Below are 26,225 nucleotides of genomic sequence, written 5' to 3'. Positions count from 1 at the left end.
AGGGAATGAAGCGTGGCCTGAAATGGGCTTTCCTCGGCTTGCTGGCGGCGGTGCTTGCCGTCGTCACAGGAACCCTGCTGCCGCGGCCGCTCCTGCCGGTTGCCGTGTCTGCGACCGGAACCGGGGGCACCCGCATCCTTCTGCTTTCCGGCCCGATCCACACGGACATCGCCATACCCCTGACGGACGAGACCCGGGCGCGGTTCGGGTTTGTCGAGGCGGCCGGCGTACCGCTTGCGCATCCGCAGGCCGAATGGCTGATCTTCGGTTGGGGCGGGCGCTCCTTCTATCTGGAAACGCCGACCTGGTCGGAGCTGAAGGCCGGGCCGGTGTTCAAGGCACTGACACTCGACCGCTCGGTCATGCATGTGGATATCGCCGGCCGGATCGTCGAGCCGCAGGCGGCTGTCTCCGGCTTCGAGCTGAACGAAGCGGGATACGATCGGCTGCTCGAATTTGTGGCCGAGAGCTTCACCCGCGAGGCCGGAGCCGTCGTTCCGGTCGAAGGTTTTTCCTACAATGGCAACGACCGCTTCTTCGAGGCTGGCGGCAGCTTCAACGCGCTCTTGGGCTGCAACACATGAACGGCGCGGGCGTTGCGAGAGGCAGGCTTGAGGACGGGCCTGTGGAACCCCGTTCCGCCAAGTCTTGGGTTGTCGCTGCGGCTCCATAACTGAGCAATGACGGGCCGATTGGAGCCATGCGGCCACCGCATGGCTGCCATGCTTGCATGTGAATTGGGGCCTTTCGTGCTGCGCCGCCGCGCAAGATCCGATAGGAAGACGGTTGACCTTCCTCGGTTGCCAGCAATCCTCCCAAGACCTGCCGACCGAGAGCTGCGCCAGAGCGGTTTGCGGTTTCCCGCATGTATCCCGCTCTAACTTACAAGAGACGATCACGTTGATGATTTTGGTCGAGCCGACCCAGATCATCGTGGTCCAAAGGAGATGACGATGCTTGGCAGAAAAGTACCCGCTGTAACGTTCCGCACCCGCGTTCGCGACGAGGCCGTTGGCGGCTCGAACCCGTTCCGCTGGGAGGACGTGTCCTCCGACGATTACTTCGCCGGCAAGCGCGTCGTGCTGTTCTCGCTGCCGGGCGCGTTCACGCCGACCTGCTCGACCTTCCAATTGCCCGACTTCGAAAAGCTGACGGTCGATTTCCGGGCCGAAGGCATTGACGAGATCTACTGCATCTCGGTCAACGATGCTTTCGTCATGAACGCCTGGGGCAAATCCCAGAGCCTCGAAAACGTCAAGCTGATCCCGGATGGTTCCGGCGAGTTCACTCGCAAGATGGGCATGCTCGTTGCCAAGGACAACCTTGGCTTCGGCATGCGCTCCTGGCGCTACGCTGCCGTCGTCAACAACGGCGTTGTCGAGCAGTGGTTCGAGGAAGAAGGCTATTCCGACAACTGCGACAGCGACCCCTATGGCGTGTCCTCGCCGCAGAACATTCTGGAGACGCTGAAGTCCCAGAAGCTCGCCGCCTGATGGTAGCGGTCTACCGTTCCTGATTGGAAAGAGCCCGAAGATCGGATCCGGTCTTCGGGCTTTTTCTTGCGCGGTCCCAGTCGCCGCAGGCGTGTGAAAAGCCGTGCTCGCCGCTGGCGCCAGTGCTTTTTCTTGCTAAAGTAGCCGACAGAAAAGATATCGAGGGTTCAATGGTTTACATTATCGCCTACCTGACCGCGCACCCGGGCAAGGGGGATGAGGTGGTGTCGCTTGCAGCACCGCTGATCGAGGCCACGCGGCGCGAAGCCGGCTGCATCACCTATGATCTCTATCGCAAACCGGCCGAACCCGATGTGCTGGTGTTTGTCGAGACCTGGAAGGACAAGGCAGCCGTCGACGCGCATTTCGAGGAACCGCATCTGAAGGCCTTTCAGGCGGCGATGGCCGATCTGCTGGTCGAGGCGCGCATCGAGCTCGTGACGCCGGAAAAGGTCGAGGTTCTCTGACGATGCCCTATCGTTCGACAGAGGTTCTCTCGCCCGGCCCTGCCGAAATTGTGCCGCTTCATAGCGTGACATTGACGCATGACGCGCGGCATCTGCGCCGCAAATTGCTGCATCTCGAAAACGACGATGTGGTGATGCTGGATCTCAAGGAAGCGGTGATGCTCGCCGATGGCGACCTCGTGGTGCTCGAGGGGGGCGGCCATATCCGCATCGTCGCGGCACCGGAAGCGCTTTATGAAATTCGCCCACGCGACGCGATGCATCTGATCGAGGTTGCCTGGCATCTCGGCAATCGCCACCTGCCGGCGCAGTTCGAAGAAAACCGCATCCTGATTGCCCGCGATCCGGTGATCCGCCAGATGCTCGAAGGCCTGGGCGCGGCGGTGAGCGAGATCTCGTTGCCTTTCCATCCGCTGCGCGGCGCCTACCATGCCGGCGGCCACAACCATGGCCATAGCCACCACCACCATGGCTGAGCGGGTCGACACGCAAGCGCTGCTTCGCCTCGTGACATGGATGTCGCCGGCCTTTCCGGTCGGCGCCTTTTCCTATTCCAGCGGGCTCGAGCAGGCCGTTCACGACCGTCTGGTGACCGACGCCGGCGCGCTTCGCATCTGGCTTGAGACCGTCGTCTCTCAGGGCTCCGGCTGGAACGACGCGCTGCTTCTGGCCGAGAGCTATTGCGCCGTGAACGACCATGCCCGTCTGGCTGCCGCGGCAGAGCTTGCCGAAGCCCTGGCGGGGAGCCGCGAGCGCCATATGGAAACGATGCTGCAGGGTCAGGCGTTCGTCGCGGCAGCGCGGTCGTGGCCACATCCGGTTCTCCATGCGCTGCCACAGAGTGTCGCCTATCCGGTCGCCGTCGGTGCCGTTGCCGGCGCCCATGAAACGGGCCTCGAGCCGGCGCTTGCCGCCTACCTCAACGCCTCGGTCTCGAACGCCGTTTCCGTGGCGATCCGCTGCGGGGTAATCGGCCAGCGCGATGGCGTCGGCGTCATCGCAGCACTCGAACCGGCCATCGCCACGACTGCCGTCAAGGCGGCCGGCGCCTCGCTGGAGGATCTCGGCTCGGCCACGATAACAGCGGATATTTCGGCGCTCAGACACGAGAGCCTGCATTCGCGGCTCTTCCGTTCGTAACCCATAGAACTGCGCGATTTCGGACGGAAACTGCCTCACGCTTTCCCGGAATTGCTCCCACCTTGAAAGGACATCCAGATGGCATCGAAGAACGGTCCCCTTCGCGTCGGCATCGGCGGGCCGGTGGGCTCGGGCAAGACGGCGCTGACCGACAAGCTCTGCAAGGCGATGCGGGAGAAGTACTCCGTCGCCGTCGTCACCAACGACATCTACACCAAGGAAGATGCCGAGGCGCTGGTGCGCATGCAGGCGCTGCCGTCCGATCGCATCGTCGGGGTGGAGACCGGCGGGTGCCCGCATACGGCGATCCGCGAGGACGCCACGATCAATCTGCAGGCGATCGCCGATCTCAACCGCCGCATTCCCGACCTCGATGTCGTCTTCATCGAATCCGGCGGTGACAATCTCGCGGCGACCTTTTCGCCCGATCTCGCCGACCTGACGATCTATGTCATTTCGGTCTGCCAGGGCGAAGAGATCCCGCGCAAGGGCGGGCCGGGCATTACCAAGTCCGACCTTCTGGTCATCAACAAGAAGGATCTCGCCCCTTACGTCGGCGCCGATCTCGACGTGATGCAGCGGGATGCGACGCGCATGCGGGCGGAAAAGCCCTTCGTCTTTACCGACATGAAGCGCGGCGACGGCATCAACCGGATCGTCGATTTCCTGACGCTGCACGGCGGGCTTTGACGCCGTGCGCTTTTGTTGCTTCTGGCGCCTGAGCTTGTCAGTGCGTCAGAAGCGCTCCAGCGCCTGCCGGTCGTGGATCTCGATGACGCGGCCCTTGACGGTGACGCCGGAGCGGCGAAGGGCCGAGAAGGCGCGCGAGAGTGCCTCGGGCGCCAGGCCCAGCTTGCCGGCCAGCACATTCTTCTGGAAGGGCAGGCGGAAGGAAAAGTTGGTGATGCCGTCGGGGCAATTGCCGAGAATGTAGCTTGCGACCCGCTGCGGCGCCGTCAGCAGCCGATCTTCGGCCAGGCAATCCTCGGCCATTTGCGCGTGTCGGCACAGAAGCTGCATCAGCGCGTCGGCGATCTCGGGTGACTGTTCGGCCAGCTTGCGAAGCCTGCGGCTGTCGATGCGCGCGAGCATCGTCGTCTCGACCGCCTGGGCGTTGGCGGTGGCGCGGTTGCCAAGGAACATGGCGCTTTCGCCGAAAAGCTCGCCCTTCGGGAAGACGGCGATATCCGCTTCGCGACCATCCTTGCCCAGCCGGTAAAGCCGCACCAGGCCGGAAAGCACGAAGAATACATGGTCCAGCGCCTCGCCCTGGCCAAACAGTATGTCGTGCTCCTCGTGGGTGGAAACCACGACATCATCGAGAATGGCGCTCGATGCCGCCGCCGGCAGCTTTTCGAAAAAGCAGGAGCCGAGCAGCACCGCTCTGTCGTTCGAGTTCAATCGCAACGTCTTCATCGTACCCGTCCTGAGTAAAATCCGGTGTCAGGGTAATGAGCTTTGCGGATCGTGGTTTGACCTCGATCAAATAGAAACAACAAAAAGCCCGCGCTTGCAGGGCGCGGGCTTGCTTTGGAATTGTGGCAGCCCAGGGTGGAGGGCCACGCCGGTGACGATTTACTCGGCTGCGAGCGCCGGATGATTGATGACCTTGCCGCCGGACCTTGCCTTGGTCTGGTCCGTTTCCAGGGTCTTCAGCCGGTCTTCCAGGCCCTCGATCGTCTTGCCTTGTTCGTGCACGAGGCCCGTGAGGGCTTCGCGGTCGAGCGGCAGGTTTTCCTCATCCTTCTTGCCGACGAAGCGTCCGAAAGCCCAGGCGAGCAGGCGCGACAGGTCGTCCATAATCAGGAAGAACGATGGTACCACGACGAGGCTGAGAACCGTCGAGACGATGATGCCGCCGATCACGGCGATCGCCATCGGGGCGCGGAACGAGCCGCCTTCGCCGACGCCAAGCGCGGAGGGCAGCATGCCCGCCGACATGGCGATCGATGTCATGATGATCGGGCGGGCGCGCTTGCGGCCCGCTTCGATCATCGCCTGCGTCCGGTCCATGCCGTGATGCATCATCTCGATACCGAAGTCGACGAGCAGGATCGCGTTCTTGGTGACGATGCCCATCAGCATCAGGATGCCGATCAGCACCGGCATCGACAGCGAGTTCTGGGTCAGGATCAAGCCGGCTGCGACACCGCCCATCGCAAGCGGCAGCGAGAACAGGATGGTGAACGGCTGGATCACATCCTTGAACAGGAGGATCAGCACCACCAGCACCAGCATCAGGCCGAGCAGCATCGCATTGACGAAACTTTGCTGCATTTCCTCTTCGACCTCTGCGTCACCGCTCTTCAGCAGTTGAACCGTGGACGGCATCTTGGCTTCGTCGGCAATCTGTAGGAAGCGCGCAGAGGCGGTATTGAGCGCCACGCCGATCGGAAGATCCGCGCCGAGCGCCACGACACGGTTGCGGTCGTAACGTTTGATCGAGCTCGGGCCTTCGGAATAGTTGATGTCGGCGACGCTCGACAACGGTACCGTCAAGCCCGAAGCGGTCTGGATCTTCAGATTGCGGATCGCGGCGATATCCGTGCGGAAGTCGCGGTTGATCTGCACGCGGATCGGGATCAGCCGGCCGTCAAGGGCGATCTTCGTCAATGCAGCGTCGATATCGCCGATGGTGGCGACGCGGATCACTTCGGAGATTTGTGCCGTGGTGATGCCGAGGCGCGACATCTGCTCGTCGCGTGGACGGATCTGCAACTCGGGACGCGGAAGGGCGCCGTCCGGGCTGACATTGGCCAGCAACGGATCGCTGCGCAGCTTTCCTTCCAGAATGCCGACGGCCTTGTCGAGATCAGCCTCGTTGTTGGAGAGCAGATTGAACGACAGTTCCCGCTCGCCGCGGTCGTTGAGCTTGATCACCCGGACATCCGGCAAATCGCGAACGCGGGCAAAGATTTCCTTCTCGATCTGCGACTGCGGAATGATGCGGCCCGATGGCGGCAACTTCGGCAGGTACTGGCCGACGACCGGCAGTTTGCCGAAGACGTCGTTGACCACCTTGTTGAGGAGCGAGTGGTCGCGCTTTTCGAGCAGCACCGTCACGGTGGCCCGGCGCAATTCCAGGTCACCCTTGGGCGAGGCACCGCCAAGCACGAACACGCTTTCCACGCCGTCCAGGTCCTTGACCCTTTCGTAGATCTGCGCGGTCGTCCGGTCGGTGTCTTCCAGCATAGCGTCAGGCGCCAGTTCGACCGACAGGCTGACTCGCGACGTGTCGTCCGGAGGCAGGAACCCGCCGGGCACGAACATGAACAAGGCGGCCACGGAGGCCACGGTCACCCCGATCGCGATGAGCACCGTCAGGTAGCGCATGTACCAGCGTTTCGTCGTCGCATGAACCAGACGCGTGTAGCCGCGCATCAGGGTGCCGTCTTCGGCATGATGCCCGTCAAGTTTGGACGGACGCATCATATAGGCGGCCATGACCGGCGTAATCAGGCGTGCAACGAGCAGCGAGAAGAAGACCGAGACGGCGACGGTTAGGCCAAACTGGATGAAGTACTGGCCAACAATCCCCGGCATGAACGACACCGGGATGAAAACCGCGATGATCGTGAACGTGGTTGCGATCACCGCGAGGCCGATTTCATCCGCCGCTTCGATCGCCGCCCTGTAGGGCGACTTGCCCATATGGATATGCCGCTCGATATTCTCGATCTCGACGATGGCGTCGTCGACAAGGATGCCGGTTGCAAGTGTCAGTGCGAGGAAGCTGACGAGATTGAGTGAGAAGCCGAGCAGTTCCATGACCCAGAAGGTTGGAACGGCCGACAACGGCAGGGCGACGGCGCAGATCAGCGTGGCGCGCCAGTTGCGCAGGAACAGCATGACGACGATGACGGCGAGCAGCGCGCCTTCCATCAGCGTGTGCAGCGCGGCTTCGTAGTTGCCGTAGGTAAAGTAGACGGAATCGTCGACCATCTCGATGGTGACATCCGGGTTCGACGCGCGGATTTTCTCGAGCGATTTGGCGACCGTCTCGGCGACGCTGACTTCCGAGGCGCCCTTGGCGCGGAAAACTGCGAAGGTCACGCCGGGGGTGCCGTTGAAGCGCGAGAAGGAGCGTGGCTCCTCATAGGTGTCGGTCACCGTGCCAAGATCGGACAGGCGCACGAAACGGCCGCTCGGGACCGAGATCATCGTGTTGGCGAGTTGGTCGACATTGCGGGCGTCGCCGAGCGTGCGGATCGCCTGCTCGCTGCCGCCCACCTGACCGCGGCCGGAGCCGAGGTCCATGTTCATGCGGCGCAGCTGGCCATTGACGTCGGCGGCGGTGATGCCGAGCGAATTCAGCTTGTCTTCGTTGAGTTCGACACGCACTTCCCGGTCGGCGCCGCCGTAGCGGTCGACGCGGCCAATCCCGCTCTTGCCCTGGATTTCGCGCTTGATGACGTCATCGACGAACCAGGAAAGTTCTTCGAGCGACATGCCGGGCGCCGAGACGGAGAAGGTCTGGATCGCCTGGCCTTCGACATCGACCTTGGAGACGATCGGCTCTTCGATCGAGGTCGGCAGGTCGCTGCGGATACGGTCGATTGCATCCTTCACGTCCTGCACAGCCTGGGTTGTCGGCACTTCCATGCGGAAGATCACGGCGGTGGTCGATGTGCCGTCGTTGATCGTCGACTGGATATGGTCGACACCGGTGACGCTGGCGACCGCGTCCTCGATTTCCTTGGTGACCTGCGTTTCAAGCTCGGCTGGCGAGGCACCGCTCTGGGCCACGCTGATCGAGACGATCGGCACGTCGATGTTGGGGAAGCGGGTGATAGGCAGGCTATTGAAAGACTGATAGCCGAGCACCATCAGCACAAAAAAGGCAAGGATCGGTGCGATCGGATTGCGTATGGACCAGGCTGAGAAGTTCATGGTCACTGTTCCTGTCAGTTGGTCGCTGGTTCGGCGGACTTGACGGGGTTGATGCGGTCGCCGTCGCGGACATAGGCGCCGGCTCTCGCCACGACATCGTCTCCGGCCTTCACGCCGTCGACGACTTCGATGAACTTGCCGTCGGAAATCCCCGTCTTGACCGGCAGGATGCGGATGACACCGTCTTCCACCTTCCGGACGATCGTGCGGCCGTTCTCATTGGTAACGGCCGTTTGCGGCAAGACGACCGCCTGCTTCTGCTCGGCGGTGATCAGCGCGCTCGCATACATGCCGGAGCGTGCTTTCTCGGTATCCACCAAGCTGATGAAAACGGTGCCGAGGCGACTAACCGGATCGACCGTCGGTGCGATCAGGCGGATCTTGCCCTCGACCTTGGTGTTGCCGCCGGCGAGCGTCACGACGGCCGGCTGACCGACGACGAGCTTGATGATATCGGCTTCGGCGACATCCGCCTTCATCTCGATCGCACCATCGCGGATCATGGCGAAGAGCGGTTCGCTGTTGCCGGTGGCGATCGCGCCGACCTTGGCATTCTTGGCCGAAATGACACCGGCGACCGGCGCCTTGACCTCGGTCCGGGCGAGGCGCAGATCGATGTCGTCGATCTGTGCTTCGGCGACCTTGATGTCGGCACTGGCGACGGCCACGGCCTGCTCGGCCGAAAGCACGCGGGCATGCGTGGCGATCGCGAGTGCCCGGACGCGATCGGCCTCGGCCGTCGAGACGGTGCCGTTCTTGGAGAGTTCGGCGGCGCGTTCGCTGACGCGCTTGGCCTCGTCGTTGTTGGCCTTGGTTTCGCTGAGCTGGGCGTTCAACTGGGCAAGCCCGGCTTCGGCCTTGGCAAGCGATGCTTCGAGTTCGCTTTTTTGCAGACGAAGAGCGTCGTCGTTCAAGACCACGAGAACGCTGCCGGCTTCGACCGTGTCGCCGACATCGACATTGAGCGTGCGGATGGAGAGGCCGTCAACCATCGGGGCGACATAGACCTGCTCGACGGCCTGGATGGTGCCGGTCGCAACCACCCGGTCGCTAATCGACTGGTCGACCGCCGTCGTCACGACGATGGAGGGCAGGCTCGGCGCTGGTTTCGGTTGCGCTGCTTCCTCCGCCCGGGCGAAGGAAAGCGAACCAAGTGTCATCGCAGCGCACACGCTGAGAACAGGCAATACTTTTTGAGCCATCGGCTTTACAGTCCCGGCAATGGAAACAACATCGAGCGGATCACCGCTCGAGGCAGGATCCACGGGCAATCAGGCGATTTTATCGCGCCGACATCGCGCCCCGTCGATTGCACGGGGACAGAAGACTGCGCTTCTCCTCACTTCGCGCTCCGCGTGCACGGTATCAGACCGTAGACGCGGGCGGAACTGGGACCGGTTACCGCAGGCATGGCACTGGAAAAAAGACGTCCTCCATCATGCCTGCCTCCAACAAACATCGTCGCCTATGTAATCTCGGCCTTGCACGCTTACAAGAGTGCACGAAGCGATGGTGCCTCAATATTTAGTTCGTTCTGCGGTTATGGTTGCGATCTTGACACGATCTTGACAGTGGCAAGCAAAGGTAGCGCCGTTGCTCGCCGCGTTACCACCCCCACGCCCGGTACCCGGCAGCAACTTGGCGGATGCGAACGACCGCTAAGAAAACGGAAGAGGGCCGCACGATACTGAGCCGTGCGACCCTCTTTTGCTTTGTGGAAACAGGTCCTATTTCAGCGCGGCGTCGGTGATCTCGTGGGTCCAGGCGCCCTCAGGCTCCTTGGAAATCACGGGATCGGAACCGCCCGAAAGCAGCGACTGGACGGTGCGTTTGTAGTCTGCCTCGTCGAGCGAACCGTTGGAACCGGCTGTGAGCTTCGCCACTTCGCTCATCATGCGCTTCTGGTGCTTCTCCGTCTGGGCGCCGGTGGAGTCGTTCTCAAGAACGATATCGGCGGCTTCGTCCGGGTTCTGTTCTGCGTATTTCCAGCCCTTCATCGAGGCACGGACGAACTTGACCATCTTATCCTTGAAGGCCGGATCCTTGAGCTTGTCCTCAAGCACGTAAAGGCCGTCTTCAAGCGTCGCCACGCCCTGGTCTTCATACTTGAAGGTCACCAGGTCGTCCGGCTTGATGCCGGCGTCGATGACCTGCCAGTACTCATTGTAGGTCATGGTCGAGATGCAGGCGGCCTGCTTCTGGATCAGCGGGTCGACGTTGAAGCCCTGCTTCAGCACGGTGACGCCGTTCGGCCCGCCGTCGGTCGGGATCTTCAGGTGCGACATCCAGGAGAGGAACGGATACTCGTTGCCGAAGAACCAGACACCCAGCGTCTGGCCCTTGAACTTGTCGGGGCTGGTGACACCGGTTTCCTTCAGGCAGGTCAGCATCATGCCCGACTTCTTGAACGGCTGGGCGATGTTGACGAGGGCCACGCCCTTTTCACGGGTCGCAAGAGCCGACGGCATCCAGTCGACGATGACGTCGGCGCCGCCGCCAGCGATCACCTGGGCCGGTGCGATGTCCGGACCGCCGGGCTTGATGTCGACGTCGAGGCCTTCTTCTTCGTAGAAGCCCTTGTCCTTTGCGACGTAGTAGCCGGCAAATTGCGCCTGGGTCACCCACTTCAGCTGCAGCGTCACCTTTTCGGCGGCTTCAGCCTGGAACGCTGCGAGCGAAAAGACGCCTGCGGCGAGAAGCGATGCAAGTCTTTTGTTCATGTCAGTTCCCTCTTGTTTTTACTTCGTTTTATTTAAGTTCTTCAAGCAGGCTCAGGCGCGCCCTCCGCGGATGGAGGGATGCCAGAAGGTGACGGCGCGCTCGATGAGTGCGACCACCCCGTAGAAGGCGGAACCGGCGACCGCCGCAACGGCGATCTCGGCCCAGACCATGTCGACATTCATGCGTCCCACTTCCGTGGAAATCCGGAACCCCATGCCGACGATGGGGGTCCCGAAGAACTCGGCGACGATGGCGCCGATCAGCGCCAGCGTCGAATTGATCTTGAGCGCGGTGAAGATGAACGGCCAGGCGGCCGGCAGGCGCAATTTGACCAGCGTCTGCCACCAGGAGGCAGCGTAGGTGCGCATCAGGTCGCGTTCCATGTGGCTGGCGGCGGCAAGGCCGGCGACCGTGTTCACCAGCATCGGGAAGAAGGTCATGATGACGACGACGGCAACCTTCGACTGCCAGTCGAAGCCGAACCACATGACCATGATCGGGGCGACGCCGATCACCGGAAGCGCCGACACGAAATTGCCGAGCGGCAGGAGGCCCTTCTGCAGGAAGGGCGAACGGTCGATCAGGATCGCGACGGCAAAGCCGAGACCGCAGCCGAGCGCATAGCCGGTCAAGACCGCCTTCAGGAAGGTCTGACGGAAATCGGCGCCAAGCGTCGGCAGCGAGTTGATCAGCTTTTGCCAGATCATCGAGGGCGCCGGCAGCAGCACCGAGGGAACCTGGAAGCCGCGGACGATGCCTTCCCAGAGAACCAGGATGGTGATGCCGAAGATCACCGGCACGGCGAAGCGGGCGGCGCTGTTTGCGGCCGCGCTCTGGAAGTTCTGGCGCACCAGCCATTCGTTGAAGGCCCAGGCGGCGAGCCAGAAGATGATCGCAGCGGCAAGGACGGGAAGGTTCATGGCTTGGCTCCCATGCGCTTGAGGACGGCGGTATGGGCGAAGCCGACGATCATGACGAGAACGGCTGCAAGAGCCGCCGCCATGAACAGCGCCGCCCAGATCTGGACCGTCTGGCCGTAGTAGGAGCCGGCGAGCAGCCGGGCGCCGAGGCCGGCGACAGCACCGGTCGGCAGTTCGCCGACGATAGCACCGACCAGCGAAATGGCGACGGCGACCTTCAGCGAAGTGAAGAGATAGGGCATCGACGACGGCCAGCGCAGCTTCCAGAAGGTCTGCGACGGGGAGGCATTGTAGGTGTGCATGAGGTCGAGCTGGATCGTCTCGGGGCTGCGCAGGCCCTTCACCATGCCGACGACGACAGGGAAGAAGGAGAGATAGGTCGAGATCAGCGCCTTCGGCAACAGCCCGGAAATGCCGATAGCGTTCAAGACGACGATGATCATCGGCGCGATGGCGAGGATCGGGATCGTTTGGCTGGCGATCACCCAGGGCATCAGCGAGCGGTCCATCGCGCGGTTGTGGACGATGCCAACTGCCAGGAGGATGCCGAGCGCGGCGCCGATGCCGAAGCCGAGCAGGGTCGCCGAGAGCGTGATCCAGGCGTGGTAGACGAGGCTGCGCTTGGAGGTGATCGCCTTGTTGAAGGTCGTGTCCCAGATTTCGGCGACCACCTGGTGCGGTGCCGGCAGGACCGGACGTTCCTGCGCCATGGTGTTGCGCACGATGTCGGAAAAGCTGATCTCGGTGCCGGCGCGGGCTGCCGTATCACGCTCGAACGGCGCGTTGAGGAAGACGACCGCGACATACCAGATGGCGATCAGCAGCAGGACGACGGTGCCGACCGGCACCAACTTGTCCCTGATGAAACTTGGTTCCTGCATCGTCACGCCTTTCCGCTTGCGGGCAACAACATCAGGCCCATGGCGACGATGCCGAGAAGCACGCCGGCGGCCTGTGTGAGGCTCAATCGTTCGCCGAACACCGTGAAGGCGATGACATTGACCATCACGAGCTGCACGATCGCCGACAGCGAGATGGCGAGGCCAAGGCCGCCCGCGCGCATGAGCTTCACCATGATGATGTTGCCGACCACGTAGAGCCCGAGTGCCAGGATGAGCATTCCGAGGTGGTTGTTGGAGACATAGGCGCGCGAGGCCGTGGCGCCGCCGAGGAAGATCGTCGTTGCGAGCAGCATCCAGAGGCCAAAGGCAAGGTTCATGCCCGCACCTCCCTGCCGCGCCAGCGATAGAGGATATCCGGCAGTTGCTCCTCGTTGTCGCCGTCGGTCCGCCGCACAGCCTTAAAGCCCTGGTGCTCGTAGAAGCGCTGGGCATCACGGTTGTTTTCGAAGGTCCAAAGGCTCAACTCGTCCGGTGACATCGCCTTCGCGGTGTCGATCAGCCGAGCGCCAATGCCGGCGCCACGGTGCCGCTCGTCGATATAGAGCGCAGTGACGTGGCGGTCGTCGGAGAGGGAAAGGAAGCCGGCGATCTCGCCATCCTCCTCGGCCAGGAACACGGTGCGTTCGGCAAAGACGGTTTCGGCGTAATAACGTTCGACATCGGCATGCTCGTGCACCCGCGGCATCCAGGCCGTCGCGTCGATCCAGCGATTGAGAATGCCGGCGCAGGCGGCCATGTCGGTCCGTTCGGCCCGGCGGATGCCTATGCTATTCGTCATAGCTGTGTCCCGCGCGCAGGCCTTCGCGGACGCGATGGGCGATTTCGAGGAACTCCGGTGTCTCGCGAATGCCGAGCGGCCGTTCGCGCGGCAGCGGCGATTCGATCACATCGGTGACGCGGCCGGGGCGGGGGCTCATCACCACGATCTTGGTGGAGAGGTAGACAGCTTCAGGGATCGAATGGGTGACGAAACAGATCGTCTTGTTGGTGCGGGCCCAGAGCTTCAAGAGCTGTTCGTTGAGGTGGTCGCGCACGATCTCGTCGAGCGCGCCGAAGGGCTCGTCCATCAAAAGCAGGTCGGCGTCGAAGGCGAGTGCGCGGGCGATCGAGGCGCGCTGCTGCATGCCGCCGGAGAGCTGCCAGGGGTATTTCTTGCCGAAGCCCGTGAGATTGACGAGGTCGAGCGTGCGCTCGATACGCGCCTTCTTCTCCTCCTTCGAATAGCCCATGATCTCCAGCGGCAGGGCGATGTTGTTTTCGATCGTGCGCCAGGGATAGAGCGCGGCCGCCTGGAAGACATAGCCATAGGCGCGCTCTTTGCGCGCTTCCTCGGGTGTCATGTCGTTGACGCTGATCTTGCCGGAGGTCGCCTTTTCGAGATCGGCGATCACGCGCAGGAAGGTCGTCTTGCCGCAGCCGGACGGACCGATGAAGGAAACGAAGTCACCCTTGGCGACATCCAGGTTGACGCCGGTCAGTGCATGCACCGGGCCATCGGCGGTTTCGAAAGTCAGGCAGAGGTCCCGGGCCGAAACCACGGATGCGGTATTGGACGTCATCGGCGAATACTCATTCTGGCTGGTCTGTGTCAGACTGCTATCCGGACCGGCAACATGCAATCGCGGATTTGGGTGCGAAGCCGTTTGTTGCTGGTTTTTCAGGGAATTCTGGAGAACGCTCATGTCTCGATCATCCAATCCGGGCTGTCGCGTGGTTCGTCCTGAAGGCGCCGTGGCCGGCCAGCAGGGGCTCAACTATTTCGAGGGCATTGCGGCGGAGACCGTCGGGGCGACCGGGCTCTGCATGCATATCGTGACGATCCCGCCCGGCGCGCGCGCCAAGGCGCATCTGCACGAGAGCCACGAGACGGCGATCTACGTGCTTTCCGGAGAGGCCTGGACCTGGTTTGGCGAGAGGCTTGAGGAGCACGTCGTCGCTCGGGCCGGCGAAATGGTCTACATCCCCGCCGGCGTGCCGCACCTGCCGGAGAACCGTTCGAACGAACCCTGTTCGGCCGTTATCGCGCGCACGGACCCGAACCAGCTCGAAAGCCTCGTGCTGCTGCCCGATCTCGATCACCTCGTGCCCGGCTGACGGCTCCCAGGCCGAAGCGCCCCGCCAAGGTGGCGGGACATGTCCGGTGAGACAGAGCGGCGCGAAGACGTGCAAGCCGCGAAACATGAGGCCTCAGACGCCCGTAGCCGGAATGCCGGTGCGCTGGACGGCGCGGGGGGCAGTGACTTCCTTCCAGGTCGAAAGGGCCGAGCTGACGGCCGGGAAGGGATCGCGTCGGACGAATTCGCCGTGGCCCTCGCGGGTCTTGATCGTGCTTTCCTCGATCGCGACGACGCCGCGGGTGAGGGTAAAGCGCGGCAGGCCCTTCACCTCCTTGCCCTCGAAGACGTTGTAATCGATCGCCGACTGCTGGCTCTTGGCGGAGATCGTCTTGGTGCGCTTCGGATCCCAGACGACGAGGTCGGCATCGGCGCCGACGAGGATCGCGCCCTTCTTCGGGTAGATGTTGAGGATCTTGGCGATGTTGGTGGAGGTCACCGCCACGAACTCGTTCATGGTGATGCGGCCGGTGTTGACGCCATGGGTCCAAAGCATCGGCATGCGGTCTTCCAGGCCGCCGGTGCCGTTCGGGATCTTCGTGAAGTCGCCGACGCCGAAGCGCTTCTGCTCGGAGGTGAAGGCGCAATGGTCGGTTGCCACCACCTGCAGCGATCCCGAGGCGAGGCCGGCCCAGAGTGAGTCCTGATGCAGCTTGTTGCGGAAGGGCGGCGACATCACGCGGCGAGCCGCATGGTCCCAGTCCTTGTTGAAATATTCGGTCTCGTCGAGCGTCAGATGCTGGATCAGCGGTTCGCCGAAGACGCGCATGCCCTTGGAGCGGGCGCGGCGGATCGCTTCGTGTGCCTGTTCGCAGGAGGTGTGGACGATATAGACCGGGCAGCCCGCCATGTCGGCGATCATGATCGCACGGTTGGTCGCCTCGCCTTCGACTTCGGCAGGGCGGGAATAGGCATGCGCTTCCGGTCCGTTGTTGCCTTCGGCCAGAAGCTTTGCCTGGAGTTGCGCGACGACGTCGCCGTTTTCGGCGTGCACCAGGGGCAACGCACCGAGTGCGGCGCAGCGCTGGAAGGACGAGAACATCTCGTCGTCGTCCACCATCAGCGCGCCCTTATAGGCCATGAAGTGCTTGAAGGTGTTGATGCCCTTGTCCTTGACGATGGTCTCCATCTCGTTGAAGACCTGCTCGCTCCACCAGGTGATCGCCATGTGGAAGGAGTAGTCGCAGTTCGCGCGTGTCGACTTGTTGTCCCACATGGTGTGCGCTTCGAGCAGCGACTGCTTGGGCGAGGGGAGGGCAAAATCGACCACCATGGTCGTGCCGCCGGCAAGGGCCGCGCGTGTGCCGCTTTCGAAATCATCCGAGGAATAGGTGCCCATGAAGGGCATTTCGAGATGGGTGTGCGGGTCGATGCCGCCCGGCATGATGTAGCAGCCGCTGGCATCCAGCGTCTCGTTGCCTGAAAGATCTGCGCCGATCTCGACGATCTTTCCGCCCTCGATCTTGACGTCCGCCCTGTAGGTCAGGTCGGCCGTGACGATGGTTCCACCCTTGATGACAGTGCTCATGGTTCTTGATCCTCGCGATTGCACTTCCGGTGGCCATCCGGCCGCCACGAAAAAGGGCGGAACTTTCGTCCCGCCCGCAAACTCATTCGACGATTTCTGCCGTTTCGACGACGGCGTGGAAAAGGACGTCGGCGCCAGCGCCTGCCCATTCCCTGGAGATGTCCTCCGCCTCGTTGTGGCTGAGGCCACCGACGCAGGGGCACATGATCATCGTCGTCGGCGCGACCTTGGCCGCCCAGCAGGCGTCGTGTCCAGCGCCCGAGATGAGGTTCATGTGGCTGTAGCCGAGGCGTTCAGCAGCACTCCGCACGGCGGTGACGAGTTTCGGGTCGAAGGTCACCGGCTCGAAATGGCCAATCGCCTCGATGGAACAGCCGACGCCGAGTGCGTCTGTGATCTTGGGCGCTTCCGCCTCGATCTTCGCGCGCATGCGGTCAAGCTTGGCCTTGTCGGGCGATCGGATGTCGACAGTGAAGACCACCTTGCCGGGCAACACGTTGCGCGAATTGGGCGAGAAGAACACCTGGCCGACGCCACCGACGGCGCCCGGCTGATTTTCCATGGCGACGCCTTGGACCATTTCCAGGATGCGGGCCATGGCAAGGCCCGCATTGACGCGCATGTTCATCGGGGTGGAGCCCGTGTGCGCTTCGCGGCCGGTCAGTGTGAATTCCAGCCACCACAGGCCCTGACAGTGGGTGACGACGCCGATGTCCTTGCCTTCGGCCTCGAGGATCGGGCCCTGCTCGATATGGTATTCGAAATAGGCGTGCATCTTGCGGGCGCCGACCTCTTCGTCGCCGACCCAGCCGATGCGCTTCAATTCGTTGCCGAATGTCTTTCCTTCCGGATCCTTGCGGCCATAGGCGAAGTCCTGCGTATGAACGCCGGCAAAGACGCCCGACGCGAGCATGGCGGGTGCGAAACGCGCGCCTTCCTCGTTGGTCCAGTTGGTGACGACGATCGGGTGCTTGGTCTTGATGCCGAGATCGTTCATCGAGCGCACGACTTCGAGGCCGGAGAGCACGCCGAGCACACCATCATACTTGCCGCCCGTCGGCTGGGTGTCGAGATGCGAGCCGACATAGACGGGCAGGGCGTCCGGGTCGGTGCCGGGACGGGTGAAGAACATGTTGCCCATGGTGTCGAGGCCCATGGTGAGGCCGGCCTTTTCGCACCAGGACTGGAACAGCCGGCGCCCTTCGGCGTCCTCGTCGGTGAGCGTCTGGCGGTTGTTGCCGCCCGCGACGCCAGGGCCGATCTTGGCCATTTCCATAAGTGAATCCCACAGGCGGTCGGCGTTGACGCGCATGTTCTCGCCAGGTGCAGCCACGGCGGTCTCCTCATCTTTTCAGGGCTTTGCCTTGATCGGCGCGCCCTTATGTTCCCGTGGTCAAATCCAGGCTTGGTTTTTTCTGGTGCCCTTCGATCAGCCGTTGCCTTTGGCAGTGAACTGGCTGATAATTTGACCGGTTGGTAAACATTACAACTTCCGTTGCGGCACTCAAGCCGGAAAAACAAAAAAACGAAGTTGTTGCCCAAGAAGATGGCGAGGCCAGAAATTGGGCAGCCGGTTCCTGCGCGACGAGGCGCGCAGGCATGGCCAGGGGGACAGATGGTATTACCGAGAGCGGCCAGGACCCAGAGGCGGACCCGGATACAGGGGGAGAAGGAAGAGCGCATTCTCGAGGCGGCGCTCGAAGTCTTTTCCGCCAACGGTTTTCGCGGCTCGACCGTCGACCAGATCGCCGAAGTGGCGGGCATGTCGAAGCCCAATCTGCTCTATTATTTCCGCACCAAGGAGGCGATGCACCGGGCGCTGATCGACCGCGTGCTCGACACCTGGCTCGACCCGTTGCGGGAGTTCAACGCCGAGGGGAACCCGGTCGCCGAGATCCGCAGCTATATCCGGCGCAAGCTCGAAATGGCCCGCGACTATCCGCGCGAAAGCCGGCTCTTCGCCAACGAGGTGCTGCAGGGCGCGCCGCATATCGAGGACGAGCTGAAGGGGCCCTTGAAGTCGCTGGTCGACGAGAAGGCCGAGGTGATCCGCGCCTGGGCCAAGGCCGGCAAGATCGCCAAATGCGATCCCTATCACCTGATCTTCGCGATCTGGTCGACCACCCAGCATTACGCCGACTTTGACGTGCAGGTGCGCGCCGTGCTCGGGCAGGGCAACGCCGGGGACGGACGTTTCGAGGATGCGGCACGCTTCCTCGAACGGCTCTTCGTCGACGGGCTGCAGGTGAGCGAACAGCCGGCGGCCTGAGCCGCCACACGGATTTTCAATCCGGCAAGAGCGCCATCAACAGCAGGCCGCAGGCGGTGGTCAGCGCCCCGGCAAGCACCGGCAGGCTGGTCCAGCCATGGCCGAGCAGACCTTCGAGCAGGATGATGAAGCTCGGTGTCAGGTAGCCGTAGCCGAGCACCTTCGATGCCGGCAGCCGCATGGAGGCGTATTGCAAGAGCAGGAAGGTGATCGCGGTCGTGACCACGGCAAGATAGAGCACGGCCATCCAGACGATTGCCGGAAGCGCGGCAAAGTCGGTGGTGACGAGGCCGACGGCGCCGGGCGCCAGCAGCCAGGGCACGGTGAAGACCGCCACCCAGAAGCCGAAGGCGAAAGGGCTTTCCTCGCGGCCGAACTTGCGGATCAGCGGCACATAGACCGCATGGCAGACGACGCCGACGAAGAAGATCAGCTCGCCCTGGCCGATATCGAAGGCAAGGATCGCCTGGATGTTGGCCCGGAAGATCACCCAGACGGCGCCGAGGGCGGCGATGATGAGGCCCGCAAGCACGCCCGGGCGCGTGCGCTGGCCGAGCAGCAGATAGGCAAAGCCTGCGCTCAAGAGCGGCATCAGCGTGAACACGGCGCCGGTCGACACCGGGTTGGTGAATTCCAGCGCCTTGAACATCGTCAGCATGTAGACGGCGATCAGCCCGCCGAGGATGAGGAAGCGCCACCATTGCTTGGGGAAATGGAAGGGAACGCGGGCATAGCCGAAGGTCATCAGGCCAAGCACGACGACTGTCAGCAGGTAGCGCCAGAGAGTCAGGGGGCCAGCACCCATATGCTGGGTGGCAAGCCCGCCGAAGGAGAAGGAGCCGGCGATCAGGATGGCAAAGGTCATCATCGCCAGATGCGCCCTCAGCTTCTCGATGCCTTTCGCGTGAACCTGATGAACCGTTTTCGGGGACACGTCCTGTTTCATTCGCTGTACCGGGGAGCATGAGGGCGGGGGCTCGGCGCGCCTGAAAGACGCGAGCACCCCAGACTACGCGTTTGACGGGGCTGGCTGCAAGGCCTCGGAGATGCGCACGGCGTCCTCGACGATCCAGGTTTCGAGCGTCGCCTGCCGGCCGCGCAGGCCGATGTCCAGTCGCTCGTGTCCTTCGATCACCAGACCCGCACGGTTGACGAGTTCGGCCGAGACGGCCAGTTGCACGTCATGTTCCTTGGCGAGGCCCTCCAGCCGGCTCGCCGTGTTGATGGTATCGCCGACCGCCGTCAGCGATGTCGCCTGGCCGTAGCCGATCTCGCCGATGATCGCCGGGCCTGCGTGCAGTCCCATGGCGATGCGCAGCGGCTCGTCGAGTTCGCCGCGGAAGGTCTGATTCAGCGTTTCGAGGCCCTTGGATATGCGCACGGCGGCGGCAAGCGACTGACGGCAGGCCTCGGTATAGGTGCTCTTCAGGCCGAAGATCGCCAAAGCGCCGTCGCCGATGAACTTGTCGATGACGCCACCGGAATCCTCGACCGCTTCGCCCACCATCTCGAAGTAGCGGTTGAGCAGGAACACGGTGTCGAAAGGCAGCTTGTGTTCGGCAATGCTGGTGAAGCCGCGCAGGTCGCAGAAGAGCACGGCGATGCGCCGCTCACGGCCTTCGCCGCCCTCGCGCCCGATCTGCCTCTTGATGCCGAGGCTGTCGCTGTCGAGGATCGGCACGACCGTCACATTGTGCACCGGGCGGAACTGGCAGGCGAGGCGGACATTGTCGGGGGCGCCGATCCGCGTGAGGGTCGCAAGCTCGGCATCCTCGGGCTGTGGCTGGTCTTCAAGGCCCTGGATGATGCGCACGCGGCAGGTCGAGCATCGGCCACGGCCGCCGCAGACCGAGACATGCGGGATCCCGGCGGCGCGGCTTGCTTCCAGCACGCTGAAGCCGAGATTGACGGTGGCGACCCGACCGTCGGGGTAGCGGACGCGAATGCGCCCACCCTTCGGCATGGCCCGCAGCAGGAACGTGCCGGCGATCAGGCCGCCGAAGCCGAAATAGAGACCGAGCCGAATATCCTCGAGGAGCGTCAGATCGAACTGAGGCTTCGAATAGGAACGGTCGCCGTAGCCGCCATGTTCGGCGTACCCGTCCTCCATCGAGCGGGCGCCGCTGACGAAGCCGAGCAACGCGAAGATCGGCACCAGGATCGCGACCGTGTAGAGCAGGATTTCGTAGCGTGGAAACCAGGGCCGGCCGCGCATCCAGAACCAGGCTCCGAGGCAGCCGTGGCCCCAGACGAGCAGCAGGGCGACCGACTGCCTGATGGCGTTGAACGAATTCGACCAGAGCGTGCGGAGCATGTCCGGATAGTCGGCGTCGATCCCTGTGAAGAGAGGCTCAACGCGCGCGGCGGTGACATGGCCGATCAGCAGGAAGGGCAGGCTGAGGCCGAAGACGATCTTCAGCGCCTCGCGCGTCGGCATTCTGAGCGTCTGCCGGCGGTAGATGCTTTCGAGCGCCATGACGAAGTGCAAAAGCAGGGCGCCATAGAGCAGCACCGTGCCGGGCAGGCTGTGCCAGATGAGATTGAAGCCCCTGCGGGCGGTTTCCATCGCCTCGATGGAGATCAGGCCGAGCGAATGGTTGAAGAAATGCGCCAGGACGAACGTACCGAGGATGGCCCCGGAGACGAGGTGAATTCGCTTGCGTCGGTTGGCCGAAATGATCGTCAAGCAAAAAGTCCGGCTCTGCCGGAGCGCCGTCCGGCTGCAGTGTCAAAACCGTCGGAGACAGCGCTACGGCCCTGATCGAGCCCGCGGCGCGCCCCGTATGAGTTCTCCCTTATTATCCAGATCGTGCGAGCCGACAACTTACCATTTTTACACAATCTGTTTCGTTTTCGTGTCCTGTTCGTTATCGGCCGGGAAGGCTATTCAGCTCTGTTGGCCACCTGCTTCGATCGTCTTGGCGCCCATCCAACGCAATGCTGCCTTATTCCATCATCGGCGGCAGGCGTGCGACCAGGGTGTCGATGAGCAGACGCAGCTTTGACGGCATGTACTGGGTCTTCGGCCAGACGACATAGGTGCCGTAGGACAGCGCCGGCGTATCCGTGAGTATCCGCACCAGCGAGCCAGAGGCGATGGCGTTGCGAACGAGCCAGCAGGGCAGCCAGGCGATGCCGAAGCCGCTGGCTGCCGCATCGGCGATCGACGTCAGGTCGTCGAGCCGCAGCCGCGATGGCGGCGTGACGGTTCGCACCTGCGTCCCCTTTCCCGGAAAGGACCAGGCGTGCGGCTGACCGCTGCGCCGATAGAGGATCGCCTGATGGGACATCAGGTCGTCGATCGTTTCCGGCGTGCCGTTTGCCTCGAGATAGGCCGGGGAGGCGCAGACGGTCATGCGCTGGTCGACGATCTTTCGCGTCATCAGGTCCGGTTCGCTGCGCAGCGGACCGGTGCGGATAGCGAGGTCGAAGCCATCCTCGACGAGATCGACGTTGCGGTCGCTGAAATTGAGGTCGAACTCCAGGCGCGGGTGTGTCCGCAGCAGTTCCGACAGCAGCGGCATGATGCACTGGCGTCCGAAATGCACCGGCATCGACAGGCGCAGGCGGCCCTGGATCTCCTGCTTGCCGGATTCCAGCAGCGCTTCGCCGGCCCGGATTTCACTAAGCGCCCGCAGGCAGTTTTCGTAGAAAAGCTGGCCCTCGTCGGTGAGGCTCTGCGTGCGCGTGGTGCGGTGGAAGAGGCGGACGCCCAACCGCTGTTCGAGTTTGGCAACCGTCTTGCCGACCGCGGAGCGCGACAGATTGAGCCTTTCGGCAGCGGCGGAAAACCCACCGGCGTCAGCCGCTTCCACGAACACCGAGACACCGTTGAGGTCGCTCATATTTGTATCCTTCAGGGAACCAATATGTCGAAATCATATCGCAACTAGAGAGATAATTTCAACGCTATGGTTTCTTCATCTGATCGAACCGATGAAAGGAAAGACCATGGCAAGACTGATGAAGGAATGGACTATCGACAGGTTCGGCGCCGCCAACCTGAAGCTTACCGAAGGGCGCGTTCCGGAAGCCGGGCCGGGCGAGGTGCTCGTTCGCACGACCGCCCTGTCGCTCAATTTCCGCGACAAGCTGGTCCTGGAAAACGGCATGGGCATGCCGCTTTCATTCCCCTTCGTGCCGGGCTCCGACATGGCGGGCGTAGTCGAAGCGGTCGGCCGGGGCGTCACCCGCTTCCAGCCGGGCGATCGGGTCATCTCCGTCTTCGATCCCACCTGGATCGACGGCCAGAAGCCGGGCACGGCCCGTCACCCCACCTCCTTCGCGCTCGGTGGTCTCAATCCGGGTGTCGCTTCGCAATATGTCGCCTTTCCGGAGGGCTGGTTCGTGAAAGCACCTGAAAGCCTTGACGACGCTGAGGCGAGCACCTTGCCCTGTGCCGGGGTGACGGCCTGGTTCGCACTGGTCGAGAAGGGGCATCCGAAGGCGGGCGACCGCGTCGTCGTGCAGGGCACCGGCGGCGTATCGCTGTTCGGCCTGCAGATCGCAAAGGCACATGGCGCCGAGGTTATCGTCACGTCGGCGAGCGACGAAAAGCTCGAGCGCGCGCTTGCTCTGGGCGCCGAACACGGCATCAATCGCGTGAGAGAGGATTGGGCGGAGCGTGTTCTCGAGATCACCGGCGATCGCGGCGCCGACCATATTTTGGAGATCGCCGGTGGCGCCAATCTCGGCAAGTCGCTGCAGGCTGTGGCCGTGCAGGGAAGGATTTCGGTGATCGGGGTATTCGAGGGCGCCGAGATCTCTGCGCCGGTGACCCCGGTTCTTCTGAAATCGCCTGTTATCCAGGGCATCGGCGTCGCCCATCGCCGGGCGCTGGAAGATCTGGTCGGCGCCATCGACCGGACTGGGATCAAGCCGGTGATCGATGCCCGCTACCGGTTCTCCGAATTGCCGGACGCGCTCGCGCATCTCGATCGCGGTCCGTTCGGCAAGGTGGTCGTTGAGGTCTGAGTTGAACGACGAAGCCGCCGGCTGGAGGTCCGGCGGCTTCGTTCGATGCGGTGCGGGCAAACCCGCTCGGGTATCTTTATTCCGCGGCCTGGCGGGCCATCGGGTTGTTCGGGTGCGTGGTCCAGTTTGCGTAGTTCGGATCAACCGGCTTGCCGGTACGCTGATCGATCGTGCCGACCGGCAGCTCTTCCATGGTAATGCAGTTTTCGACGGGACAGACGTTGACGCAGAGATTGCAGCCGACGCACTCGTCTTCCATCACCTCGAAATGACGCACGCCGTTGACGAACTGCGTGATCGCCTGGTGCGAGGTGTCCTCGCAGGCGATGTGGCAGCGACCGCACTTGATGCAGGCATCCTGGTCGATCTTCGCCTTGGCGATGTAGTTGAGGTTCAGGTACTGCCAGTCGGTGACGTTCGGGACCGCGCGCCCGGTGATGTCGTCGAGGTTGCGGTGACCCTTGGCGTCCATCCAGTCCGAAAGGCCCGAGATCATTTCCTGGACGATCTTGAAGCCGTAGGTCATGGCTGCGGTGCAGACCTGAACATTGCCGGCACCCAGCGCCAGGAACTCGGCCGCATCCCGCCAGGTGGTGATGCCGCCGATGCCGGAGATCGGCAGGCCGTAGGTTTCCGGATCGCGGGCGATCTCGGCGACCATGTTGAGCGCGATCGGCTTGACCGCCGGGCCGCAATAGCCGCCGTGGGTGCCCTTGCCGCCGACCGTCGGGTTCGGCGCGAAGTTGTCGAGATCGACCGAGACGATCGAGTTGATCGTGTTGATCAGCGACACGGCGTCCGTGCCGCCGGCCTTGGCGGCACGCGCCGGCTTGCGGATGTCGGTGATGTTGGGCGTCAGCTTGGTGATGACGGGCATGCGCGTGTATTGCTTGCACCAGCGCACGACCATCTCGATGTATTCCGGCACCTGGCCGACCGCAGCACCCATGCCGCGCTCGGACATGCCGTGCGGACAGCCGAAGTTGAGCTCGATGCCGTCGGCGCCGGTTTCCTCGACCAGCGGCAGGATCGCCTTCCACGCCTCTTCCTCGCAGGGCACCATGATCGAAGCGATCAGGGCGCGATCCGGCCAGTTCATCTTCACCTGCTTCATTTCGCGCAGGTTCACATAGAGGTCGCGGTCGGTGATGAGCTCGATGTTGTTCAAGCCCAGCAGCCGGCGGTCGGCGCCCCAGATCGCGCCGTAGCGCGGTCCGTTGACGTTGACGACCGGCGGGCCTTCCTCACCGAGCGTCTTCCAGACGACGCCGCCCCAGCCCGCCTTGAAGGCGCGCTCGACGTTGTAGGCCTTGTCCGTCGGCGGCGCGGATGCCAGCCAGAACGGGTTCGGGGATTTGATGCCGACGAAATTGTTGCGAAGATCAGCCATTGGTTTCTCCTCCCGATCCCTTAGGCAACTGCGCTCGCGCGCGGCTGAGCCGCGGCGAAGGCCCGATTGATCGATTCAGCCGCGTCGCGGCCCATGGCGACGGCCGAGACCGTGAGGTCTTCACCGCCGAGCACGCAGTCGCCGCCGGCCCAGACGTTGGGGAGCGACGTGCGTCCTTCGGCGTCCACAACGATCCGGCCGCCTTCGAGCTGCAGCGCGCCGAGGCCTGCGCCGAGGAAGCTCTGGCCGATCGCCTTGAAGATCTGGTCGGCGGCAATGATACCGGTTTCGCCGGTCGCCGTCAGCTTTCCGTCTTCGAGCGTGGTGTATTCCAGCTCGATGCCGGCGACCTTGCCGTCCTTCTCGGCGATGCGCTTGGGCTGCAGCCAGTGGCGGATGGTGACGCCCTTGGAGGCCGCCAGGTCCTGTTCGAACTCGGAGGCGTTCATGTGCTCCTTGCCGCGGCGGTAGCAGATCGTCACCTCTTCGGCGCCGAGCAACTTGGCTTGCACCGCCGCGTCGATGGCGGTCATGCCGCCGCCGAGAACGACGACGCGGCGCCCGACCGCAATGTCAGCCTTGGTCTTCGACTGGCGAAGGGCTGCGATGAAGTCGACGGCGTCGTCAACGCCTTCGGCATTTTCACCTTCGAGGCGCAACGCGTTGACGCCGGCAAGGCCGAGGCCGAGGAAGACGCCGTCATATTGCTCCGAAAGGTCGGCAAGGGTGAAGTCGCGGCCGAGTGCCTGCCCATGGCGCACTTCGATGCCGCCGATCGCCAGCACGTAGTCGACTTCCTTCTGGGCGAAGTCATCGACCGACTTGTAGGCGGCAATGCCGTACTCGTTGAGACCGCCGGACTTCGGGCGGGCATCGTAGATCACGACGTCGTGGCCCTTGACGGCCAGACGATGGGCGGCAGCAAGGCCGGCCGGGCCGGCGCCGACGACGGCCACCTTGCGGCCGGAGCTTTCCGCGCGGGTGTAGAACTGCTTGTTTTCCTTCATCGCCACGTCGGTCGCATAGCGCTGCAGGCGGCCGATCTCGACCGGGCGCTCCTCGGCGGTGTTGCGAACGCAGGCCTGTTCGCAGAGCGTTTCGGTGGGACAGACGCGGGCGCACATGCCGCCCAGGATGTTCTGATCGAAGATCGTCTTGGCCGATCCGATCGGGTTGCCCGTCGATATCTGCCGAATGAACAGCGGGATATCGATGGAGGTGGGACAGGCCGTCATACACGGCGCGTCATGACAGAAATAACAGCGGTCGGATGCGACGAGGGCCTCGTGCTTGTCGAGCGGCGGATGCAGGTCGGAGAAATTGCTCTCGTACTCCCCGAGCGGCAGGCGGCCGCCGCGGATCCCAGATTGTGTCGTTCCCATTTTTGGCTCCCAATGTTTTCTCAGGATGATGGAAC

The 26,225-nt window shown here is 63.2% G+C and carries 24 protein-coding genes and 1 pseudogene; 9 read left to right on the top strand and 16 right to left on the bottom strand.

The genetic code is table 11. The annotated features are described in order from the left end of the window. The first annotated feature begins 5 nt into the window (after nucleotides 1-5). The 6 genes and pseudogenes from IB267_RS07750 to ureG all read left to right on the top strand — a co-directional run bounded on the left by IB267_RS07750 (nucleotide 6) and on the right by ureG (nucleotide 3,790). Nucleotides 6-677 (top strand): annotated as a pseudogene (locus tag IB267_RS07750) (TIGR02117 family protein). Nucleotides 678-953: 276 nt separating this feature from the next. Beyond that, nucleotides 954-1,493, top strand: a complete 540-nt coding sequence (locus tag IB267_RS07745) for a peroxiredoxin (RefSeq protein ID WP_192447068.1) — start codon at nucleotides 954-956, stop codon at nucleotides 1,491-1,493. 170 nt (nucleotides 1,494-1,663) lie between these two features. After that, nucleotides 1,664-1,960, top strand: a complete 297-nt coding sequence (locus IB267_RS07740) for a putative quinol monooxygenase (RefSeq protein ID WP_192447067.1) — start codon at nucleotides 1,664-1,666, stop codon at nucleotides 1,958-1,960. A 2-nt stretch (nucleotides 1,961-1,962) separates the two neighbouring features. Then, nucleotides 1,963-2,436, top strand: coding sequence for an urease accessory protein UreE (ureE, locus tag IB267_RS07735; protein WP_192447066.1), 474 nt, complete (start codon nucleotides 1,963-1,965; stop codon nucleotides 2,434-2,436). Further along, on the top strand, nucleotides 2,429-3,100 hold the full coding sequence (locus tag IB267_RS07730; protein ID WP_192447216.1) for an urease accessory protein UreF: 672 nt from the start codon (nucleotides 2,429-2,431) through the stop codon (nucleotides 3,098-3,100). Before ureE ends, IB267_RS07730 begins: the two co-directional genes overlap by 8 nt. A gap of 78 nt (nucleotides 3,101-3,178) precedes the next feature. Beyond that, complete coding sequence (ureG, locus tag IB267_RS07725; protein ID WP_034794155.1) at nucleotides 3,179-3,790, top strand: urease accessory protein UreG; 612 nt, start codon at nucleotides 3,179-3,181, stop codon at nucleotides 3,788-3,790. Nucleotides 3,791-3,835: 45 nt separating this feature from the next. On the opposite strand, the gene IB267_RS07720 is transcribed toward ureG, so the two are convergent. The 9 genes from IB267_RS07720 to IB267_RS07680 form a co-directional block, all read right to left on the bottom strand. Beyond that, nucleotides 3,836-4,516: a Crp/Fnr family transcriptional regulator gene (locus IB267_RS07720; RefSeq protein ID WP_192447065.1), complete on the bottom strand. Its 681-nt coding sequence runs from the start codon at nucleotides 4,514-4,516 to the stop codon at nucleotides 3,836-3,838. A gap of 159 nt (nucleotides 4,517-4,675) precedes the next feature. Then, complete coding sequence (locus IB267_RS07715) at nucleotides 4,676-7,990, bottom strand: efflux RND transporter permease subunit (RefSeq protein ID WP_192447064.1); 3,315 nt, start codon at nucleotides 7,988-7,990, stop codon at nucleotides 4,676-4,678. A gap of 14 nt (nucleotides 7,991-8,004) precedes the next feature. Continuing rightward, on the bottom strand, nucleotides 8,005-9,192 hold the full coding sequence (locus IB267_RS07710; protein ID WP_192447063.1) for an efflux RND transporter periplasmic adaptor subunit: 1,188 nt from the start codon (nucleotides 9,190-9,192) through the stop codon (nucleotides 8,005-8,007). 525 nt (nucleotides 9,193-9,717) lie between these two features. Then, nucleotides 9,718-10,710, bottom strand: a complete 993-nt coding sequence (locus IB267_RS07705) for an ABC transporter substrate-binding protein (protein WP_043620767.1) — start codon at nucleotides 10,708-10,710, stop codon at nucleotides 9,718-9,720. A 51-nt stretch (nucleotides 10,711-10,761) separates the two neighbouring features. Then, nucleotides 10,762-11,631, bottom strand: a complete 870-nt coding sequence (locus IB267_RS07700) for an ABC transporter permease (RefSeq protein ID WP_192447062.1) — start codon at nucleotides 11,629-11,631, stop codon at nucleotides 10,762-10,764. After that, the gene (locus tag IB267_RS07695) at nucleotides 11,628-12,512 is read right to left on the bottom strand and encodes an ABC transporter permease (protein WP_192447061.1); all 885 of its coding nucleotides are present in this window, start codon (nucleotides 12,510-12,512) and stop codon (nucleotides 11,628-11,630) included. The genes IB267_RS07700 and IB267_RS07695 overlap by 4 nt, the downstream gene beginning before the upstream one ends. Nucleotides 12,513-12,514: 2 nt before the next feature. Beyond that, nucleotides 12,515-12,850, bottom strand: a complete 336-nt coding sequence (locus IB267_RS07690; RefSeq protein ID WP_192447060.1) for a hypothetical protein — start codon at nucleotides 12,848-12,850, stop codon at nucleotides 12,515-12,517. Beyond that, the gene (locus IB267_RS07685) at nucleotides 12,847-13,311 is read right to left on the bottom strand and encodes a GNAT family N-acetyltransferase (protein WP_192447059.1); all 465 of its coding nucleotides are present in this window, start codon (nucleotides 13,309-13,311) and stop codon (nucleotides 12,847-12,849) included. The genes IB267_RS07690 and IB267_RS07685 overlap by 4 nt, the downstream gene beginning before the upstream one ends. Beyond that, the gene (locus IB267_RS07680; protein WP_192447058.1) at nucleotides 13,301-14,092 is read right to left on the bottom strand and encodes an ABC transporter ATP-binding protein; all 792 of its coding nucleotides are present in this window, start codon (nucleotides 14,090-14,092) and stop codon (nucleotides 13,301-13,303) included. Before IB267_RS07680 ends, IB267_RS07685 begins: the two co-directional genes overlap by 11 nt. A 121-nt stretch (nucleotides 14,093-14,213) precedes the next feature. On the opposite strand from IB267_RS07680, the gene IB267_RS07675 reads away from it, so the two are divergent. Beyond that, nucleotides 14,214-14,627 carry a cupin domain-containing protein gene (locus IB267_RS07675; protein ID WP_192447057.1) on the top strand — a complete coding sequence of 138 codons (414 nt, stop codon included), beginning with the start codon at nucleotides 14,214-14,216 and terminating at the stop codon, nucleotides 14,625-14,627. Nucleotides 14,628-14,720: 93 nt separating this feature from the next. Here IB267_RS07675 and hydA read toward each other — a convergent pair whose 3' ends face one another. Together hydA and IB267_RS07665 are read right to left on the bottom strand one after the other, a co-directional pair. Beyond that, entirely contained in the window at nucleotides 14,721-16,175 is a 1,455-nt protein-coding gene (hydA, locus tag IB267_RS07670) for a dihydropyrimidinase (RefSeq protein WP_192447056.1), read from the bottom strand. Between the two features lie 82 nt (nucleotides 16,176-16,257). Next, nucleotides 16,258-17,508 (bottom strand): Zn-dependent hydrolase, encoded by a 1,251-nt coding sequence (locus tag IB267_RS07665; RefSeq protein WP_192447055.1) that lies wholly within the window; start codon nucleotides 17,506-17,508, stop codon nucleotides 16,258-16,260. Between the two features lie 282 nt (nucleotides 17,509-17,790). Between IB267_RS07665 and IB267_RS07660 the strand changes: the two genes are divergently transcribed. Continuing rightward, nucleotides 17,791-18,444 carry a TetR family transcriptional regulator C-terminal domain-containing protein gene (locus IB267_RS07660; RefSeq protein WP_034794116.1) on the top strand — a complete coding sequence of 218 codons (654 nt, stop codon included), beginning with the start codon at nucleotides 17,791-17,793 and terminating at the stop codon, nucleotides 18,442-18,444. 16 nt (nucleotides 18,445-18,460) lie between these two features. Here IB267_RS07660 and IB267_RS07655 read toward each other — a convergent pair whose 3' ends face one another. The 3 genes from IB267_RS07655 to IB267_RS07645 form a co-directional block, all read right to left on the bottom strand. Continuing rightward, nucleotides 18,461-19,378 carry a DMT family transporter gene (locus tag IB267_RS07655; protein WP_371742506.1) on the bottom strand — a complete coding sequence of 306 codons (918 nt, stop codon included), beginning with the start codon at nucleotides 19,376-19,378 and terminating at the stop codon, nucleotides 18,461-18,463. A 75-nt stretch (nucleotides 19,379-19,453) separates the two neighbouring features. Next, a complete protein-coding gene (locus tag IB267_RS07650; protein WP_192447054.1) occupies nucleotides 19,454-21,130 on the bottom strand; it encodes an adenylate/guanylate cyclase domain-containing protein in 1,677 nt (558 codons plus the stop codon). Nucleotides 21,131-21,389: 259 nt separating this feature from the next. Next, nucleotides 21,390-22,289: a LysR family transcriptional regulator gene (locus tag IB267_RS07645; RefSeq protein WP_192447053.1), complete on the bottom strand. Its 900-nt coding sequence runs from the start codon at nucleotides 22,287-22,289 to the stop codon at nucleotides 21,390-21,392. 106 nt (nucleotides 22,290-22,395) lie between these two features. Here IB267_RS07645 and IB267_RS07640 point away from each other — a divergent pair, with 106 nt between their 5' ends. Further along, on the top strand, nucleotides 22,396-23,418 hold the full coding sequence (locus IB267_RS07640; protein ID WP_192447052.1) for an NAD(P)-dependent alcohol dehydrogenase: 1,023 nt from the start codon (nucleotides 22,396-22,398) through the stop codon (nucleotides 23,416-23,418). 76 nt (nucleotides 23,419-23,494) lie between these two features. Here the strand turns inward: IB267_RS07640 and preA are convergent, their stop codons facing one another. Both preA and IB267_RS07630 read right to left on the bottom strand, forming a co-directional pair. Further along, nucleotides 23,495-24,808, bottom strand: coding sequence for an NAD-dependent dihydropyrimidine dehydrogenase subunit PreA (gene preA, locus IB267_RS07635; RefSeq protein ID WP_104668042.1), 1,314 nt, complete (start codon nucleotides 24,806-24,808; stop codon nucleotides 23,495-23,497). A gap of 20 nt (nucleotides 24,809-24,828) precedes the next feature. Beyond that, nucleotides 24,829-26,190 (bottom strand): NAD(P)-dependent oxidoreductase, encoded by a 1,362-nt coding sequence (locus IB267_RS07630; protein WP_192447051.1) that lies wholly within the window; start codon nucleotides 26,188-26,190, stop codon nucleotides 24,829-24,831. Nucleotides 26,191-26,225 lie beyond the last annotated feature (35 nt).

Source organism: Ensifer sp. ENS09 (assembly GCF_014852425.1).
Taxonomy (GTDB): Bacteria; Pseudomonadota; Alphaproteobacteria; order Rhizobiales; family Rhizobiaceae; genus Ensifer.
This window is presented reverse-complemented; position numbering and strand designations above follow the sequence as displayed.

Bases quoted from the DNA above. Each gene is read 5' to 3' on its own strand.
- IB267_RS07680 (WP_192447058.1), bottom strand. From the start codon at position 14,092: ATGACGTCCAATACCGCATCCGTGGTTTCGGCCCGGGACCTCTGCCTG.
- hydA (WP_192447056.1), bottom strand. From the start codon at position 16,175: ATGAGCACTGTCATCAAGGGTGGAACCATCGTCACGGCCGACCTGACC.
- IB267_RS07710 (WP_192447063.1), bottom strand. From the start codon at position 9,192: ATGGCTCAAAAAGTATTGCCTGTTCTCAGCGTGTGCGCTGCGATGACA.
- IB267_RS07705 (WP_043620767.1), bottom strand. From the start codon at position 10,710: ATGAACAAAAGACTTGCATCGCTTCTCGCCGCAGGCGTCTTTTCGCTC.
- IB267_RS07640 (WP_192447052.1), top strand. From the start codon at position 22,396: ATGGCAAGACTGATGAAGGAATGGACTATCGACAGGTTCGGCGCCGCC.
- ureE (WP_192447066.1), top strand. From the start codon at position 1,963: ATGCCCTATCGTTCGACAGAGGTTCTCTCGCCCGGCCCTGCCGAAATT.
- IB267_RS07720 (WP_192447065.1), bottom strand. From the start codon at position 4,516: ATGAAGACGTTGCGATTGAACTCGAACGACAGAGCGGTGCTGCTCGGC.
- IB267_RS07630 (WP_192447051.1), bottom strand. From the start codon at position 26,190: ATGGGAACGACACAATCTGGGATCCGCGGCGGCCGCCTGCCGCTCGGG.
- IB267_RS07660 (WP_034794116.1), top strand. From the start codon at position 17,791: ATGGTATTACCGAGAGCGGCCAGGACCCAGAGGCGGACCCGGATACAG.
- ureG (WP_034794155.1), top strand. From the start codon at position 3,179: ATGGCATCGAAGAACGGTCCCCTTCGCGTCGGCATCGGCGGGCCGGTG.
- IB267_RS07730 (WP_192447216.1), top strand. From the start codon at position 2,429: ATGGCTGAGCGGGTCGACACGCAAGCGCTGCTTCGCCTCGTGACATGG.
- IB267_RS07715 (WP_192447064.1), bottom strand. From the start codon at position 7,990: ATGAACTTCTCAGCCTGGTCCATACGCAATCCGATCGCACCGATCCTT.
- IB267_RS07645 (WP_192447053.1), bottom strand. From the start codon at position 22,289: ATGAGCGACCTCAACGGTGTCTCGGTGTTCGTGGAAGCGGCTGACGCC.
- IB267_RS07745 (WP_192447068.1), top strand. From the start codon at position 954: ATGCTTGGCAGAAAAGTACCCGCTGTAACGTTCCGCACCCGCGTTCGC.
- preA (WP_104668042.1), bottom strand. From the start codon at position 24,808: ATGGCTGATCTTCGCAACAATTTCGTCGGCATCAAATCCCCGAACCCG.
- IB267_RS07740 (WP_192447067.1), top strand. From the start codon at position 1,664: ATGGTTTACATTATCGCCTACCTGACCGCGCACCCGGGCAAGGGGGAT.
- IB267_RS07695 (WP_192447061.1), bottom strand. From the start codon at position 12,512: ATGCAGGAACCAAGTTTCATCAGGGACAAGTTGGTGCCGGTCGGCACC.
- IB267_RS07685 (WP_192447059.1), bottom strand. From the start codon at position 13,311: ATGACGAATAGCATAGGCATCCGCCGGGCCGAACGGACCGACATGGCC.
- IB267_RS07700 (WP_192447062.1), bottom strand. From the start codon at position 11,631: ATGAACCTTCCCGTCCTTGCCGCTGCGATCATCTTCTGGCTCGCCGCC.
- IB267_RS07690 (WP_192447060.1), bottom strand. From the start codon at position 12,850: ATGAACCTTGCCTTTGGCCTCTGGATGCTGCTCGCAACGACGATCTTC.
- IB267_RS07675 (WP_192447057.1), top strand. From the start codon at position 14,214: ATGTCTCGATCATCCAATCCGGGCTGTCGCGTGGTTCGTCCTGAAGGC.